This is a genomic window from Kineococcus anabasis, from assembly GCF_054590795.1.
The window spans coordinates 1-13,219 of sequence record NZ_BAAIHU010000009.1 but is presented as its reverse complement, the minus strand read 5'-3'; the positions used below and the strand labels follow the sequence as shown (position 1 = coordinate 13,219).

Annotated in this window: 10 protein-coding genes; 6 read left to right on the top strand and 4 right to left on the bottom strand. The window is 77.4% G+C overall.

All coding sequences use genetic code 11. The features are described from left to right. Positions 1-96 precede the first annotated feature (96 nt). Entirely contained in the window at positions 97-1,065 is a 969-nt protein-coding gene (galE, locus tag ACYQBY_RS14660) for a UDP-glucose 4-epimerase GalE (protein WP_459644617.1), read from the bottom strand. A 37-nt stretch (positions 1,066-1,102) separates the two neighbouring features. Between galE and manA the strand changes: the two genes are divergently transcribed. Next, entirely contained in the window at positions 1,103-2,272 is a 1,170-nt protein-coding gene (manA, locus tag ACYQBY_RS14655) for a mannose-6-phosphate isomerase, class I (protein ID WP_459644616.1), read from the top strand. Between the two features lie 77 nt (positions 2,273-2,349). On the opposite strand, the gene ACYQBY_RS14650 is transcribed toward manA, so the two are convergent. From ACYQBY_RS14650 to ACYQBY_RS14640, 3 genes are all read right to left on the bottom strand, one after another. Further along, positions 2,350-3,273 carry a hypothetical protein gene (locus ACYQBY_RS14650; protein WP_459644615.1) on the bottom strand — a complete coding sequence of 308 codons (924 nt, stop codon included), beginning with the start codon at positions 3,271-3,273 and terminating at the stop codon, positions 2,350-2,352. Positions 3,274-3,490: 217 nt separating this feature from the next. Continuing rightward, complete coding sequence (locus ACYQBY_RS14645) at positions 3,491-5,194, bottom strand: methyl-accepting chemotaxis protein (protein ID WP_459644614.1); 1,704 nt, start codon at positions 5,192-5,194, stop codon at positions 3,491-3,493. Then, on the bottom strand, positions 5,191-5,946 hold the full coding sequence (locus ACYQBY_RS14640; protein WP_459644613.1) for a TIGR03089 family protein: 756 nt from the start codon (positions 5,944-5,946) through the stop codon (positions 5,191-5,193). The genes ACYQBY_RS14645 and ACYQBY_RS14640 overlap by 4 nt, the downstream gene beginning before the upstream one ends. Positions 5,947-6,011: 65 nt before the next feature. On the opposite strand from ACYQBY_RS14640, the gene ACYQBY_RS14635 reads away from it, so the two are divergent. The 5 genes from ACYQBY_RS14635 (at position 6,012) to ACYQBY_RS14615 (ending at position 12,790) form a co-directional block, all read left to right on the top strand. Beyond that, positions 6,012-8,171 (top strand): hypothetical protein, encoded by a 2,160-nt coding sequence (locus ACYQBY_RS14635; protein WP_459644612.1) that lies wholly within the window; start codon positions 6,012-6,014, stop codon positions 8,169-8,171. Between the two features lie 220 nt (positions 8,172-8,391). Further along, a complete protein-coding gene (locus tag ACYQBY_RS14630; protein ID WP_459644611.1) occupies positions 8,392-8,850 on the top strand; it encodes a helix-turn-helix domain-containing protein in 459 nt (152 codons plus the stop codon). A gap of 50 nt (positions 8,851-8,900) precedes the next feature. Then, positions 8,901-9,911, top strand: coding sequence for a glycosyltransferase family 2 protein (locus tag ACYQBY_RS14625; RefSeq protein WP_459644610.1), 1,011 nt, complete (start codon positions 8,901-8,903; stop codon positions 9,909-9,911). Next, on the top strand, positions 9,908-11,839 hold the full coding sequence (locus tag ACYQBY_RS14620; protein ID WP_459644609.1) for a glycosyltransferase: 1,932 nt from the start codon (positions 9,908-9,910) through the stop codon (positions 11,837-11,839). The genes ACYQBY_RS14625 and ACYQBY_RS14620 overlap by 4 nt, the downstream gene beginning before the upstream one ends. Before the next feature lie 3 nt (positions 11,840-11,842). Next, entirely contained in the window at positions 11,843-12,790 is a 948-nt protein-coding gene (locus ACYQBY_RS14615) for a lysylphosphatidylglycerol synthase domain-containing protein (RefSeq protein ID WP_459644608.1), read from the top strand. Positions 12,791-13,219 lie beyond the last annotated feature (429 nt).

Here is a 13,219-nt window from a genome sequence, read left to right as displayed (position 1 = left end):
GACCCGTCCACCGGCGGACACCGTAGCCACCGCGGTCGCGGGATCGCGGGTGGACGCGGAAAAGCCCCGGCGAGCCCACCGCCGGGGCGGGCCCGCTCAGTGCGCCGCGCGCCAGGACTCCCACGCCGAGGAGACGATCGACGTCAGGTCCTCGCGCGCCGTCCACCCCAGCGTCTCCCGGATGCGGCTGACGTCCGCGACCAGCTTCGGCGGGTCGCCGGCGCGGCGCTGGTGCACCACCGGCTCCACCTCCCGGCCCGAGACCGCCCGCACCGCGTCGATCACCTCGCGCACCGAGGCGCCCGTGCCCGTGCCGACGTTGAACACGTCGTGCGGGTGCTCCCCGCCCCCCAGGGCGTCCAGCGCCACCAGGTGGGCCTTCGCCAGGTCCAGCACGTGCACGTAGTCCCGGATGCACGTGCCGTCCGGGGTGGGGTAGTCGTCCCCGAAGATCGCCGGTGCCTCACCGCGCTCCAGCCGGTCGAACACCATGGGGACGAGGTTCATCACCGCCCGGTCGCCCAGGTCCGGCCAGCCCGCGCCCGCCACGTTGAAGTAGCGCAGGTTCGCCGCGCGCAGCCCCCAGGCCACGCCCGCCGCGCGCGTCATCCACTCCCCGACGAGCTTGGTCTGCCCGTAGGGGTTGATCGGCTCGGCGGGACCGTCCTCCCGGACCAGGTCCACGTCCGGCGCGCCGTACGTCGCCGCCGAGGAGGAGAACACCAGCTCCCGCACCCCGGCGGTCTCCATGGCCTGCAGCACGTTCGCCGTGCCGCCCACGTTCTGCTTCCAGTACCACGCCGGCTTCGCGACGGACTCGCCGACCTGCTTGCGCGCCGCGAAGTGGACCACCGCGGTGACGCCGTGCTCGCGCAGCACCTCCGCCAGCACCCCCGGCGCGGCGTCGACGGCCAGGTCGAGCTCGACCACGGGGGCCCCGCCCACCCGGTCGGCGGATCCGTTCGACAGGTCGTCGACCACCACCACGTCCTGGCCGCGCTGCTGCAGCAGCCGCACGACGTGGGATCCGATGTAGCCCGCTCCTCCGGTGACCAGCACGCTCATGCCCGGAACCCTACGGCCTGCCCTATCCTCCGGAGCCGTGCGCCGCCTCGACAACCGTGTCCAGCCCTACGGCTGGGGTTCTGCGACCGTCATCCCCGACCTGCTCGGCCGCGAGCCCGACGGCACCCCGCAGGCGGAGATGTGGATCGGGGCGCACCCCTCGGCGCCCTCGCTCGCCACGGGTCCCGACGGGACCGCGGTCCCGCTCGACGAGCTCCTCGCGGCGGAGGGCACCCGGCTGCCCTTCCTCATGAAGGTCCTCGCCGCCGACGCCCCGCTGTCCCTGCAGGTCCACCCCGACCTCGAGCGCGCCGGGCGCCGCTTCGCGGAGGAGGAGGCCGCCGGGGTGCCGCGGGACGCACCGCACCGGCTGTACAAGGACGACCAGCACAAGCCCGAGCTGATGTACGCGATGGTGCCGTTCGACGCGCTGTGCGGTTTCCGCCCGCCCGCCGACGCCCTGGCGCTGCTGGCCTCCCTGGACCTGCCCGGGCTGGACGCGCCCGCCGCCGGCGCCCTGGCCGGCCTGCGGGAGGACCTCGCCGACCCCGACCCCTCCACCGCGCTGCGCCGCGCCACCGGCCGGCTGCTCACCCTGCCCGCCGACGTCGCCGGCGCGCTCGTCACCGCCGTGGCCGCGGCCTGCGAGGGCGTGGACGACCCCTCCGCGCAGTGCGTGCGCGACCTCGCCCGCCACTACCCGGGCGACCCGGGCGTGCTGGTCTCCCTGCTGCTGAACCGGCTGCGGCTGGCCCCCGGTGAGGCGCTGTTCATGCCCGCGGGCAACGTGCACGCCTACCTGTCCGGCTGGGGCGTGGAGGTCATGGCCAGCTCCGACAACGTCCTGCGCGGCGGGCTGACGCCCAAGCACGTGGACGTCGCCGAGCTGCTCGACGTGGTCGACTTCCGGGTGCTGCCCCCGCCGGTCCTGGTGCCGCAGCGGGTCTCGGACGACGAGGTGCTGTTCGCCCCCGACGTGGAGGAGTTCTCCCTGCACGTGCTCACCGCCCGCCCGGGGGTCGCCACCACGTGGGAGCAGCCGGTGCCGCGCGCGCTGCTGTGCCTGGAGGGGGAGGTGGAGGTGTCGGCGCGGGGCGAGCGCCTGGTGCTGCGCCGCGGCGGGTCGGCGTTCGCCGCGGCCGGCGAGCACCCGCTGACCGTCATGGGCGACGGCGTCCTGGCCGCGGCCGCGCCCCGGCGCGCCTGAGGCCCGGCGCGCGCGGCACCCGGCGCGCCTGAGGCCCGGCGCGACCGGCACCCGGCGCGACCGGGACCCGCGGCGGGTCAGCCGCCCGTCGAGGTGTGCGAGACGCGGTCCAGGGAGAAGGAGCCGATCCCGGTGTCGTCGGCGTCGTCGCCCACGACCGCCACGCCCACCGAGCCCGTCACCGACGCCTGCTCGGCGCTGCGCCCGCGGCTCGTCACCCGCACGCTCGACTCCCCGTCGTCCCACGTCCAGGCGTACGAGGTCCGCGCGATGCGGCCGGTGTTGCGCAGCGTCAGGTCGACGGGCACCTCCGCGCCCGGGCCGTCCGCGGGTTCCCCGTCGGCGGGGAGGTGGTGCACCGCAACGGTGCCGCGCACCGTGGCCGTGCCGCGGGACATGTCCACGACCAGCCGCAGCGACACCGGCTCCACCCAGCGCTCGCCGACGAGGTCGCAGGCGGGAGCGGACTCCTCGGGGTCGAGCGGGTGCGGCAGCCGGATCCGGGCCCGCTCCCCGTCCTCCCCGTCCTCTGAGGAGGAGGGCACGTGCGGCAGGTGGTCCGGTTCCTCCCCGGGGTCGCACCGCCAGTCGGTGATCCGGCCGTGGCCCGACGTGGTGCCGTCCTCGCGGAGCACGTGCAGGTCCCCGACGTGCACGTTGCCGTGCGCACCCGGGGCGCCGGCGTCGCGCTCGACCCACTCCAGCGCCGCCGAGCGGGTCCAGCGCCCCTCCCGGCCGCCGGCGCGCACCGTCCCGGCCTGCGCCGCCGCCGCGACCGGCCGCTGCACGGACGGTGCGGTCACCGCGGCGGGAGCGGGCGGGGCGGCCAGCGCGGCGGGCGCGCCGAGCAGACCGGGGACGGCGGCGGCGAGGGCCGCGCGCAGGACGCGGCGTCGGGCCGTGCGCGGGGACGTCCACGGGAACCGTGCAGCGGACGTCCACGGGAACCGTGCAGCGGACGTCCACGGGAACCGTGCGGCGCGGGGCGCGGGAGAGGGCATCGGCGGGCCTTCGGGGAGGGGGTGCGCGCGGACTGCGCGGCCCGGGAACCGTAGGTCCGCCCGGGGCACCCGCCGGGGACACGCGGTGCCCACCCTCCCCGAATGCCACGGGCGGGCCACCCGCTCGGCGCAACCGCGCCGGCCGGGTGGCCCGCCCCCTCCCGCCCTCCGGGTCCGGGTCCGGGTGTGCGGCGTGCGGTGTGCGGCGTGCCGGGGATCAGTACCGGAAGCGGCCGACCAGCTCCTGCAGGCCGCCGGCCACCCGGGCCAGCTCGTCCGCGGCACGCGCGGTCTGCCCGGCGCCGGACGTGGTCTCGTCGGCGGCGGCGGAGACCACCGCGACGTTGCGGGCGATCTCGTCGGCCCCGCCGGCGGCCTCCCCGACGTTGCGGCTCATCTCGTTGGTGGTGGCGGCCTGCTCCTCCACCGCGGAGGCGATCGTCATCTGGCTCGCGTTGATCCGCTCGATGATCTCGGAGATCTCCTCGATCGCGTGCACCGCGGCGGCGGTGTCGCTCTGGATGACCTCCACGCGGCGGGAGATGTCCTCGGTGGCGCGGGCGGTCTGCTGGGCCAGCTCCTTCACCTCGCCGGCGACGACCGCGAAGCCCTTGCCGGCCTCACCGGCGCGGGCCGCCTCGATGGTGGCGTTGAGGGCGAGCAGGTTCGTCTGCTCCGCGATGGAGGTGATGACCTTGACGACGTCGCCGATCTCCGCGGAGGACTCCCCGAGCTTGGAGATCGTGGTGTTGGTGCTCTGGGCGACGCTGACGGCCTGCGCGGCCACGGCGGTCGCGTTCGTGGCGTTGTGCGCGATCTCCTGGATGGAGACGCCCATCTCCTCCGTGCCCGCGGCGACCGTCTGGATGCTGGCGGACACCGACGCGGCGGCACCGGCGACCAGGCGCGACTGGGTGGCGGAGGACTCCGCGGAGCCGGCGAGCTGGGTGGACGTCGCCGACATGGTGTGCGAGGAGTCCGACAGCGTGCGGGCGCTGGTCGCGATGGAGGACATCGCCTCGCGCAGGGTGCCGATGGTGCCGTTGAGGGAGCGGGCCATGTCGGCGACCTCGTCGGAGCCCTCGACGGTGAGCGGGGTGGTCAGGTCGCCCTCGGCGAGCCGGCCGAGGCGGGCCCGCACGGCCGCGACGGGGCGGGTGACGGAGCGGGTGATGAGGACGGCGACGACCACGGCGAAGACGACGGCGGCGGCGCCGAGGCCGTACATCAGGCGATCGCCGGTGCGCTCGGCGTCGTAGGCGTGCGCCTGGGCGGTGGCGAACTCCCCGCTCGCGTCCCCGGCCAGCTCGGCGAGCAGCGTCGCCACGGCGGAGTACAGCTCGATCTCGTCGACCAGCGCGAGCTCGGTGGCCTGCGCCACCCGGGCCGGGTCGCCGGAGCGGTAGTGCTCGGCGAGCTCCGCGTCGATCCGCAGGTACTCGGTGTAGGTCTCGCGGATCTGCGCGAGGTCGTCACGGGTCTCGGCGGTGCGCAGGAACGTCCCGAGGCCGTCGAGCGCCTCCTCGAACGCGGTGGTGCTCTCCAGGAACGCGCTGCGGTTGGGGGCCGAGTCCTCCGCCCCCGCGACGCCGAGGCGCACGGCGTCGAAGGCGTAGGCCGTCTGCCACCCGGCCATGTCGGCGGAGTGGTACTTCGCCTCCAGCGCGGCGGTGACGAACTGCTCCGCGCGCTCCATCTCCCGGGCGGCGGCGGACTGCGTGGAGGCCGTCCGCAGGCCGACGGCGAGCACGGCCAGCAGGAGGAGGACGACGACGGCGAACGCGGCGCCGAGGCGGTGCCCGAGGCGCAGGCGGGAGAGGAGGGTCACACCGGAGATGTCGGCAGCGCCGGTGGGCCCCTTGAGCCGGGTGGCGTAGCCCGGACGGGCCAGGCGCCCCGCCGCGGCCGGTCCCCCCGTCACCCCCGGGCGGGCAGCTCCGCCGTCACCAGCTCCTGCTCGCGCACCGCGGCGGGAAGGGCCGCGAGGTCCGGGGTGAGCACCACCGACCCGCCGCGCACGAACGCGGCCAGCACCCCCTCCACCGCGTGCCGCGGGCCGGCACCGCTCAGCAGCCGCACCCCGACGGGCCACGCGGCACCGGTCCCCAGCGCCGAGGGCAGCAGCTCCGCGAACGTGGTGCGGGCGCCGGGCACCAGCAGCGCGGGGGCCTGCGGGTCGGGGTCCTCGGTGGGGCGGAAGACGTCGCCGTAGCCGGTCACGACGCCCGCGTAGTCCACCGTCCCGGCGGGGGCGCCGCCGGGGAAGGAGCGGGCCAGCGGCTCCAGGGCCACCAGCACGGTGTCCTGCACCGCGGCCCGCGCCGCCTCCTGCGCGTCGGCCGTGACGTGCACGTCCGGCATCCCGCCGTCGTCCACCACCACGGTCGCGCCCACCGACCACGCGGCGAGCTGCCACACGACGGTGCGCCAGTGCACCGGCAGCGCCAGGGCGAGCGTCGTGCCGGGCCCGGCGTCGAACTCCTCCACCAGCAGGTTCGCCGTCTTGGCCACCCACATGTCGAGGTTGCGCGCGGACAGCTCCACCCGCTCCCCGTCCACCGCCCAGCGGGGCCCGTACCAGGTCAGCCGGGGGCGGGTCGGGTCGTCGGCGACCATCCGGCGCAGCAGCTCCGGCACCGAGGGGGGCAGGCCCGGGGGCGCGCTCGTGGTCACCGCGCCAGCGTAGGGCGGGCGCGGGAGGCCGGAGCGGCGGCCCGGGGCAACTACGGTCGTGTCCCGTGCCCGCCCCGACCGTCCGCCCCGACCCCCTGCCAGGTCCCGCGTCCGCCCCGCTCCCCGGGCCGGTGCCCGGGCCGTGGTCCGCGCTGCTGTGCCGGCTGCCGGTGGCGCTCGCCGCCGTCGTCGCCGCGGTCTGCGCGCTGGCCGTGCCGCTGGTCCTGCTGGACGTGTGGCGGCCGTGGACGGCGGTGCCGGTCGTCCTCGTCCTGGGCGCGCTGGCGGGCCGGCTGGGCTGGCAGGTGCCCGCCCCGGCGGTGCCCCGCTGGGCGGCCCTGGCCACCCTGGCCGTCGCGGTGGGCGCGGCGGTGTGGGCGGGCGCCACGCACGCCGAGCACCTCGTGCTGCGCCGGGACGCGGGGTCCCTGGCGCACTTCGCGCACCACCTGAGCGTCCACGGCGGCCTGCCCGTCGACGCGTCCGTGGCGGCGCTCGGGGGCCCGGAGACCCCGGCCGACCCGAACGTGACCGTGGCCAGCCCCGCCTTCTACGAGGTGGGCTCGGGGGCGGACGTGCGGATCGTGCCGCAGTTCCTGCTGGGCGCCCCCGCGCTGTTCAGCCTGGGGGAGTGGGCGGGCGGCTGGAGCGGGCTGTTCCTCGCGCCCGCGGTGCTGGGCGGGATGGCGGTGCTGGCGGTGGGGGGCCTGGCGGCGCGGCTGGTGGGACCGGCCTGGGCGCCCCTGGCCGCCGCGACCACGGCCCTGGCGCAGCCGGTGCTGCACGCCGCGCGCTCGACGTACTCCGAGCCCCCCGCGCTGCTGCTGCTCGCGGCGGCCGCGGCGCTGCTCGCCGCGGCGCTGGGGGAGGGCCACCGGGTGCGGGCCGCGCGCCTGGCCGGGGGTGCGGGCCTGCTGCTGGGGGCTGCGGGGTTCGTGCGGGTGGACGCGCTGCGTGAGGTGCTGCTCGTGCTGCCCGTGGCGGCGGTGCTGCTGGTGCGCCGGCACCCGGCGGGGCGGGCGCTGCTCGCCGGCGCGGGGCTGGCCACGGTGCTGGCCGTGCTCTCGGCGGTGGCGACCTCCCGGCCGTACCTGGCCACGATCGCCGGCTCGCTGCTGCCGCTGCTGGCGCTGGCCGCGGTGGTGGCCGCGGCGTGCGCGGGCGCGGTCGTGCTGGCCCGGCGGGGGGTGCTGGCGCGCCTGGCGCCGCTGACCTCCCCGCGCCTGCCGGACGTGGTGGCGGGGCTGCTGGCCGTGGTCCTCGTGGGCCTGGCGAGCCGGCCGCTGTGGCTGGTGGTGCGGCAGGACCCGGAGGACCCCGGCGCGAAGGTCGTCGCCGCGCTGCAGGCGCGGCAGGGCCTGCCGGTGGACGGGGGCCGCACGTACGCGGAGCACTCGGTGGACTGGGTCGCCTGGTACCTGGGCTGGCCGGCGGTCGCGGTGGCCGCGGTGGTCGCCGTGGTGCTGACCCGCCGCCTGGTGGCGGCGGTGCGCTCGGGTGCGCCGCTGCCGCCGTGGGTGGGGCCGTTCACGGTGGCGGCCGGTTCCGTGCTCCTGACGCTGTACCGGCCGGGCATCACCCCGGACCACCCGTGGGCGGACCGCAGGCTGGTGCCGGTGGTCCTGCCCGCGGTGGTGCTGCTGGCGACGGCGGGGCTGGCCGTGGCGGTGGCGTGGGTCCGGGCGAAGGCACGGGCGGGGGAGCGCGGCCGGGTCGTGGGCGGGGCCGCGGCAGCGGGTGCGGCGCTGCTGCTGCTGGTGCCCGCGGCGGTGGCGACCGCGCCGGTGGCGGGCCTGCGCACCGAGGCGGGGCAGCTCGCGGCGGTGCGTGCCGCGTGCGCGTCGTTCGCGCCGGGTGACGTGGCCCTCGCGGTGGACGCTCGGGCCCGCAACGAGTGGCCGCAGGTGCTGCGGGGGGTGTGCGGGGTGCCCACGGCGTCGGTGGTGGTGCGCACCTCCGTGGGGCCGGAGGGCTCGGCGGAGGCGGTGGCGCAGGTGCGGGAGGCCGCGCACCGCGCCGCGGAGCGCATCCGGGCCGCCGGGCGCCGGCCGGTGCTGGTGGCGCACGACCCGGCCTCGCTGGAGCGCCTGGGGGTGGCGGCCTCCTCGGTCCGGCAGGCCGTGCGGATCTCCACGACGGAGGACGAGCGGGTGCTCACGGAGCGGCCGGACGGCGCGCAGCGCCTCGACGTGAACCTGTGGACGGCGGAGGTCCCCCGCCGCTGACCCGCCGCGCTGCTGCCCGCCCTTCTCCGGGTTCGGGTGGTCTGCGCTGCGCTCGTGCCCGCCCTTCTCCGGGTTCGGGTGGGGTTCGGGCCCTTTGGGAGCGCCCGAACCCGGAGATGGGCGGGGCGGAACGGGCGGGGGCCGGGACGGGCGGGGGCCGGGTGCACGCTGTGAGCGAACGGCCGGGGCACCGCGCGCGCCGGGCACCTACCGTCGGTCCATGGTGCTCCTGCGGTCCCTCCTCGGCGCGGCCCTGCGCGGCGCCCGGCGCGAGAAGCGCCTGACCCTGCGCGACGTCGCGGCGATCGCCGGCGTCTCCCTCGGCTACCTCTCCGAGCTGGAGCGCGGCCGCAAGGAGGCCTCCAGCGAGGTCCTGGCCGCCGTCTGCGCCGCCCTCGGCCTGCGGCTGTCGGACCTGCTGCTCGCCGCGCAGAGCGAGCTGCAGGCGGAGGAGGTGCGCCTGCTGCAAGAGCGGCGCCGCGAGCTGGTGGTGCACCAGCTCGCGGGGGCACGGCCGGCGTCGGTGGTGCGGCACCGGCTGGCCCGCACGCAGCTGCGCCCGGCGGCCTCCCCGCGCGCGGCCGCCGGTGCCGCCGCGGGCGCCGCCCCGCAGGCGGTGCCGGTGCGCCTGGGAGGGCCGGCCGCGACCGGTGCCCGCGGGGCACGGCTCGCCGCCTGACCCCTGGCGGGGCCGGGGTGGGGCGTCCGGCGGCTAAGCTCCCCAGCGCCATGGCTCCCGAACTCCCCGCCCCCAGCGCCACCGCCCCCGTGCCCGCGGTGCCCGTCGTGCCCGCGGGCCGCGAGCCGTCCGGCTCCCTCGCCGCGGCCGCCGCGGCCGGGGAGCAGCCCGCGCCCGTCGCCACCGTCGTGCTGCCCTGCTACAACGAGGAGCAGAACGTCCTGCTGGAGCTGCGGCGCATCACCGCGGCCCTGGACGCCGACGGCATGGCCTACGAGATCCTCGCGATCGACGACGCCTCCACCGACGGCACCCTGGCGGTGCTGCGGGAGGCGGAGAAGACGATGCCGCACGTGAAGGTCGTGGCGTTCCGCCGCAACGGCGGCTCGGGCACGGTGCGCCGCATCGGGACGCAGATGGCCCGCGGGCAGGTCGTCGTGTGGACCGACGCGGACCTGACCTACCCCAACGAGCGCATCCCCGAGCTGGTGCGGATGCTGCTGGAGGACGACTCCTACGACCAGGTCGTGGGCGCGCGCCTCAGCGAGGAGGGCTCGCACAAGATCCTGCGGGTGCCCGCGAAGTGGGTGATCCGCAAGGTCGCGGAGACCCTGACGAACGAGCGCATCCCCGACCTGAACTCCGGCCTGCGGGCGTTCCGCCGCTCCGTGGCGCTGCCGTACCTGCGGCTGCTGCCGGCCGGTTTCAGCTGCGTCACCACCATCACGCTGTCGTTCCTGTCGAACCAGCACGACATCCGGTACGTGCCGATCGAGTACGCCAAGCGCTCGGGCCGCTCGAAGTTCCACTTCGTGAAGGACGCCTACCGCTACATCCTGCAGGTGCTGCGGATGGTCATGTACTTCGAGCCGCTGCGCGTGCTGATGCCCCTGGCGCTGTTCGTGTTCGGCGTCGGCGCCGTCAAGGCGGTCGTCGACGTGATCCGCTACCAGGGCGTCTACTTCACGTCGAACACGCTGCTGCTCATCGTCTCCAGCCTCATCATCGGCTCGATGGCGCTGCTGGCCGACCTCATCGTGCGCTCCCGGGACGGCGCGTGAGCGCGCTGCGCACGGCGGTCGTGGGCCCGGCGCACCCCGCCAAGGGCGGTGTCGTCGCCCACACCACGGAGCTGGCCCGGCATCTGGAGGAACGCGCGCCCGGCACCGTCGAGGTGGTGTCCTGGTCCAAGCTGTACCCGCAGCTGCTGTACCCGGGGGAGCTGACGGTGCCCGGCGGCCTGCCCGACGTGCCGCTGTTCGCCCGCACGTCCTACCCGCTGCGCTGGGACCGCCCCGACACCTGGTTCCGGGCGGGCCTGCGCCTGGCGCACCGGCAGGACCTCGTCCTGGCGCACGTGGTGCCGTTCCAGGTGCCCGCGCTGCTGTCGGTCCTGGCGGGGGCGCGCAGCACCGGCACGCCGCGCACGGTGGTGGTGGCGCACAACGTGCTGCCCCACGAGCCGGGCCCGGCGGACGCGGTGCTGGTGCGGCGGCTGCTCTCGGCGGTGGACGGCGTGCTCGTGCACTCCGGGGAGCAGGCGGAGCTGGCCCTGGCGCACGGCGCGCGCCGGGTGCAGGTGGCGCCGCTCCCGCCGCACCTACCGGTGGCCCGGCCGGCGGCGCGCCTGCCGCACGGGGGACCGCTGCGGCTGCTGAGCCTGGGGGCGGTGCGCGGCTACAAGGGCCTGGACCTGCTGCTGGAGGCCATGGCCCGCGTGCCGGACGTGCGGCTGACCATCGCGGGGGAGTTCTGGGGCGCCGAGGGGCAGCGGATCGCCCAGCTCGCCCCGCAGCTCGGCCCGCGGGTGGAGCTGCGCGCCGGGTACGTGCCGGTCGCGGAGCTTCCCGCGCTGCTCGCCGCGCACGACGTGCTGGCCCTGCCGTACCGCAGCGCCACGGCCTCGCAGAACGCCCTGCTGGGTTTCGCGCACGGGATGCCGGTGCTGGCCTCCTCGGTCGGCAGCTTCCCGGAGCAGGTGCGCGACGGCGTGGACGGGCTGCTCGTGCCGCCCGCGGACGTGGCGGCGCTGGTGCGGGCCCTGGAGCGGCTGGCGGACCCGGCGGAGCTGGAGCGGCTGCGGGCCGGGGTGCGCCCCCCGGACGTGCGGGCACCGTGGCAGGAGTACCTCACGGCCCTGGAGGCGGCGGTGGACGGTGCCGCGGCCCCGCCGGGCGGCGCGCTGCTGTCCGTGGCCAAGCGAGGCGCCGAGCGGGCCCTGTGGACGCGGGTCGCGGTGCAGCGCAGGGTGTCCGAGCGCACGGGGACGGCGCCGTACCGGCCGGTGCCCAGCGGGGTGCCGCGCACGGGCGTGCTGCAGGACGCCGCGGAGGTCGCGGACGCGGTGGCGCAGGTGAAGCGCCTGCGGCTGCCCGCGCACCCCGACGCCCCGAAGAACTGGGACGCCCTGGGTGCGGTCGCGGCGGTGCTCACCCTCGCCGACGACGGCTCCCGCGGCGCGCGGGTCCTGGACGCGGGCAGCGCCCGGTACTCCCCGGTCCTGCCGTGGCTGCGGCTGTACGGCTTCGGCGCCGAGCGCGGCGCCCTGGCGGGCATCAACCTGGAGTTCGGGGCGCCGGTCCACCGCGACGGGGTGGAGTTCCGCCACGGCGACGTGACGGCCACGGGGCTGCCGGACGGCTCGCTGGACGCGGTGACGTGCATGTCCGTCATCGAGCACGGGGTGCCGGTCGAGGCCTTCCTCGCCGAGACCGCGCGCGTCCTGCGCCCCGGCGGGGTGCTGGTGCTGTCCACGGACTACGACTCCGACCCGCCGGACACCACGGGTGTCACCGCCTACGGCGCGCCGGTGCGGATCTTCTCCCCGGCCGACGTGCGGGAGCTGGTCGCGCAGGCCGCCGCCGCGGGGCTGGAGCTGGTGGGGGAGCTGGACGAGGAGGTGCTGTCCCACCCGGCGCGCCCCGTCCACTGGAAGCGCACCGGGCTGGACTACACGTTCGTGCTGCTGACGTTCCGCCGCCGGGGCTGAGGGGTGCTGCAGCGGCTGCTGCGCGCCCTGCGGTCCCCGCTGGTGCGCGGCGGTTTCCTGCTGCTCGCCCTGGGTTTCGCGGCGTGGGCGGTGGCGCGTGAGCGCGAGGCCGTGGCCGGTGCGCTGGCGCGGCTCGACACCGGCAGCGCCGCCCTGGCGCTGCTGCTGTCCGTGCTGAACGTGGCGCTGGCGGGCGCGTCGTGGCGGGCCGTCGTCGCCGACCTCGGCTCACCCCTGCCGTGGCGGTCCGCGGCGGCGGTGTTCTTCGTGGGCCAGCTCGGGCGGTACGTGCCGGGCTCGGTGTGGCAGTTCCTCGCCCAGGCGGAGCTGGGCCGCGACCACGGCGTGCCGCGCCGGCGCACGGCCACCGCGCTGGCGGTGTCGCTGCTGGTGTCGATGACCACGGCCGCGCTGCTGGTGCTGCTGGCGCTGCCAGAGGCGTTGCGCCGCAGCGGGTCCGGCGCGGAAGCCGTGCCCGGGTGGGTGTCCTGGCTGCCGTGGGCCGCGCCGCTGCTGGTGGTGCTGCTGCTGCCGCGCGTGCTGAACCCGCTGCTGCGCGCCTGCCTGCGGCTGGTGCGGCAGGAGCCGCCGGAACACGACCTGTCCGCGCGGGGGGTGGTGGCGGCGGCGGGCTGGGCGCTGGCGTCGTGGCTTGCCGTGGGCGGGCAGGTGTTCGTGCTCGCGCGGGCCGCGGTGCCCGCGGCGGGTGAGGCGGGGCTGCTGGGGCTGTCCGTCGGCGGGTACGCCCTGGCGTGGGTGGTGGGGTTCGTGGTGGTGTTCGCCCCGGCCGGTGCCGGTGCCCGGGAGGCCGCGCTGGTGGCGGTGCTGTCGGCGGCGTTGACGGGCGGCGGGGCGCTGGTCGTGGCACTGCTGTCGCGGGTGCTGCTGACGGTGGCGGACCTGCTGCTGGCCGCCTCGTCGCTGCTCGCGGTGCGGCGGGCGGCCCGCTAGGCACCTGGGTGGGTCCTGCCCTGGGTGGGTCCTGCCCTGGGCGGGTTGGGTCCTGGGCGGGTTGGGTCCTGGGTGGGCTGGGTCCTGGGTGGGGACGTTGTGCGGGGAACACACGGGCGTGTCGCGGCGGAACGTCCCCACCCGGGGCACGCACCCACCCTGGCGGGGACGTTGTGCGCGCGGCGCGCGGGCGTGTCGCGGCAGAACGTCCCCGCGGACGTCCCCGTGAACGTCCCGAGCGCGCCTCCGCGGGTCAGGCGCGCGGGTCAGGCGCGCGGGTCGGGGGTGGGCGGGGCCCAGCGGGGGCCGGCCTCGGCCGGGCGGGGGCGGTCCTGGGGGTGCAGGCGCACCGCGACGAGGGCGACGTCGTCCTCGGGGGAGGGGGGCAGCAGGTGGGTGAGGATGCCGTCGCACAGCTCCTCCAGGCCG

Coding starts and splice junctions, on each gene's coding strand:
- galE (WP_459644617.1), bottom strand. CDS start 1,065: ATGAGCGTGCTGGTCACCGGAGGAGCGGGCTACATCGGATCCCACGTC.
- ACYQBY_RS14650 (WP_459644615.1), bottom strand. CDS start 3,273: ATGCCCTCTCCCGCGCCCCGCGCCGCACGGTTCCCGTGGACGTCCGCT.
- ACYQBY_RS14630 (WP_459644611.1), top strand. CDS start 8,392: ATGGTGCTCCTGCGGTCCCTCCTCGGCGCGGCCCTGCGCGGCGCCCGG.
- ACYQBY_RS14625 (WP_459644610.1), top strand. CDS start 8,901: ATGGCTCCCGAACTCCCCGCCCCCAGCGCCACCGCCCCCGTGCCCGCG.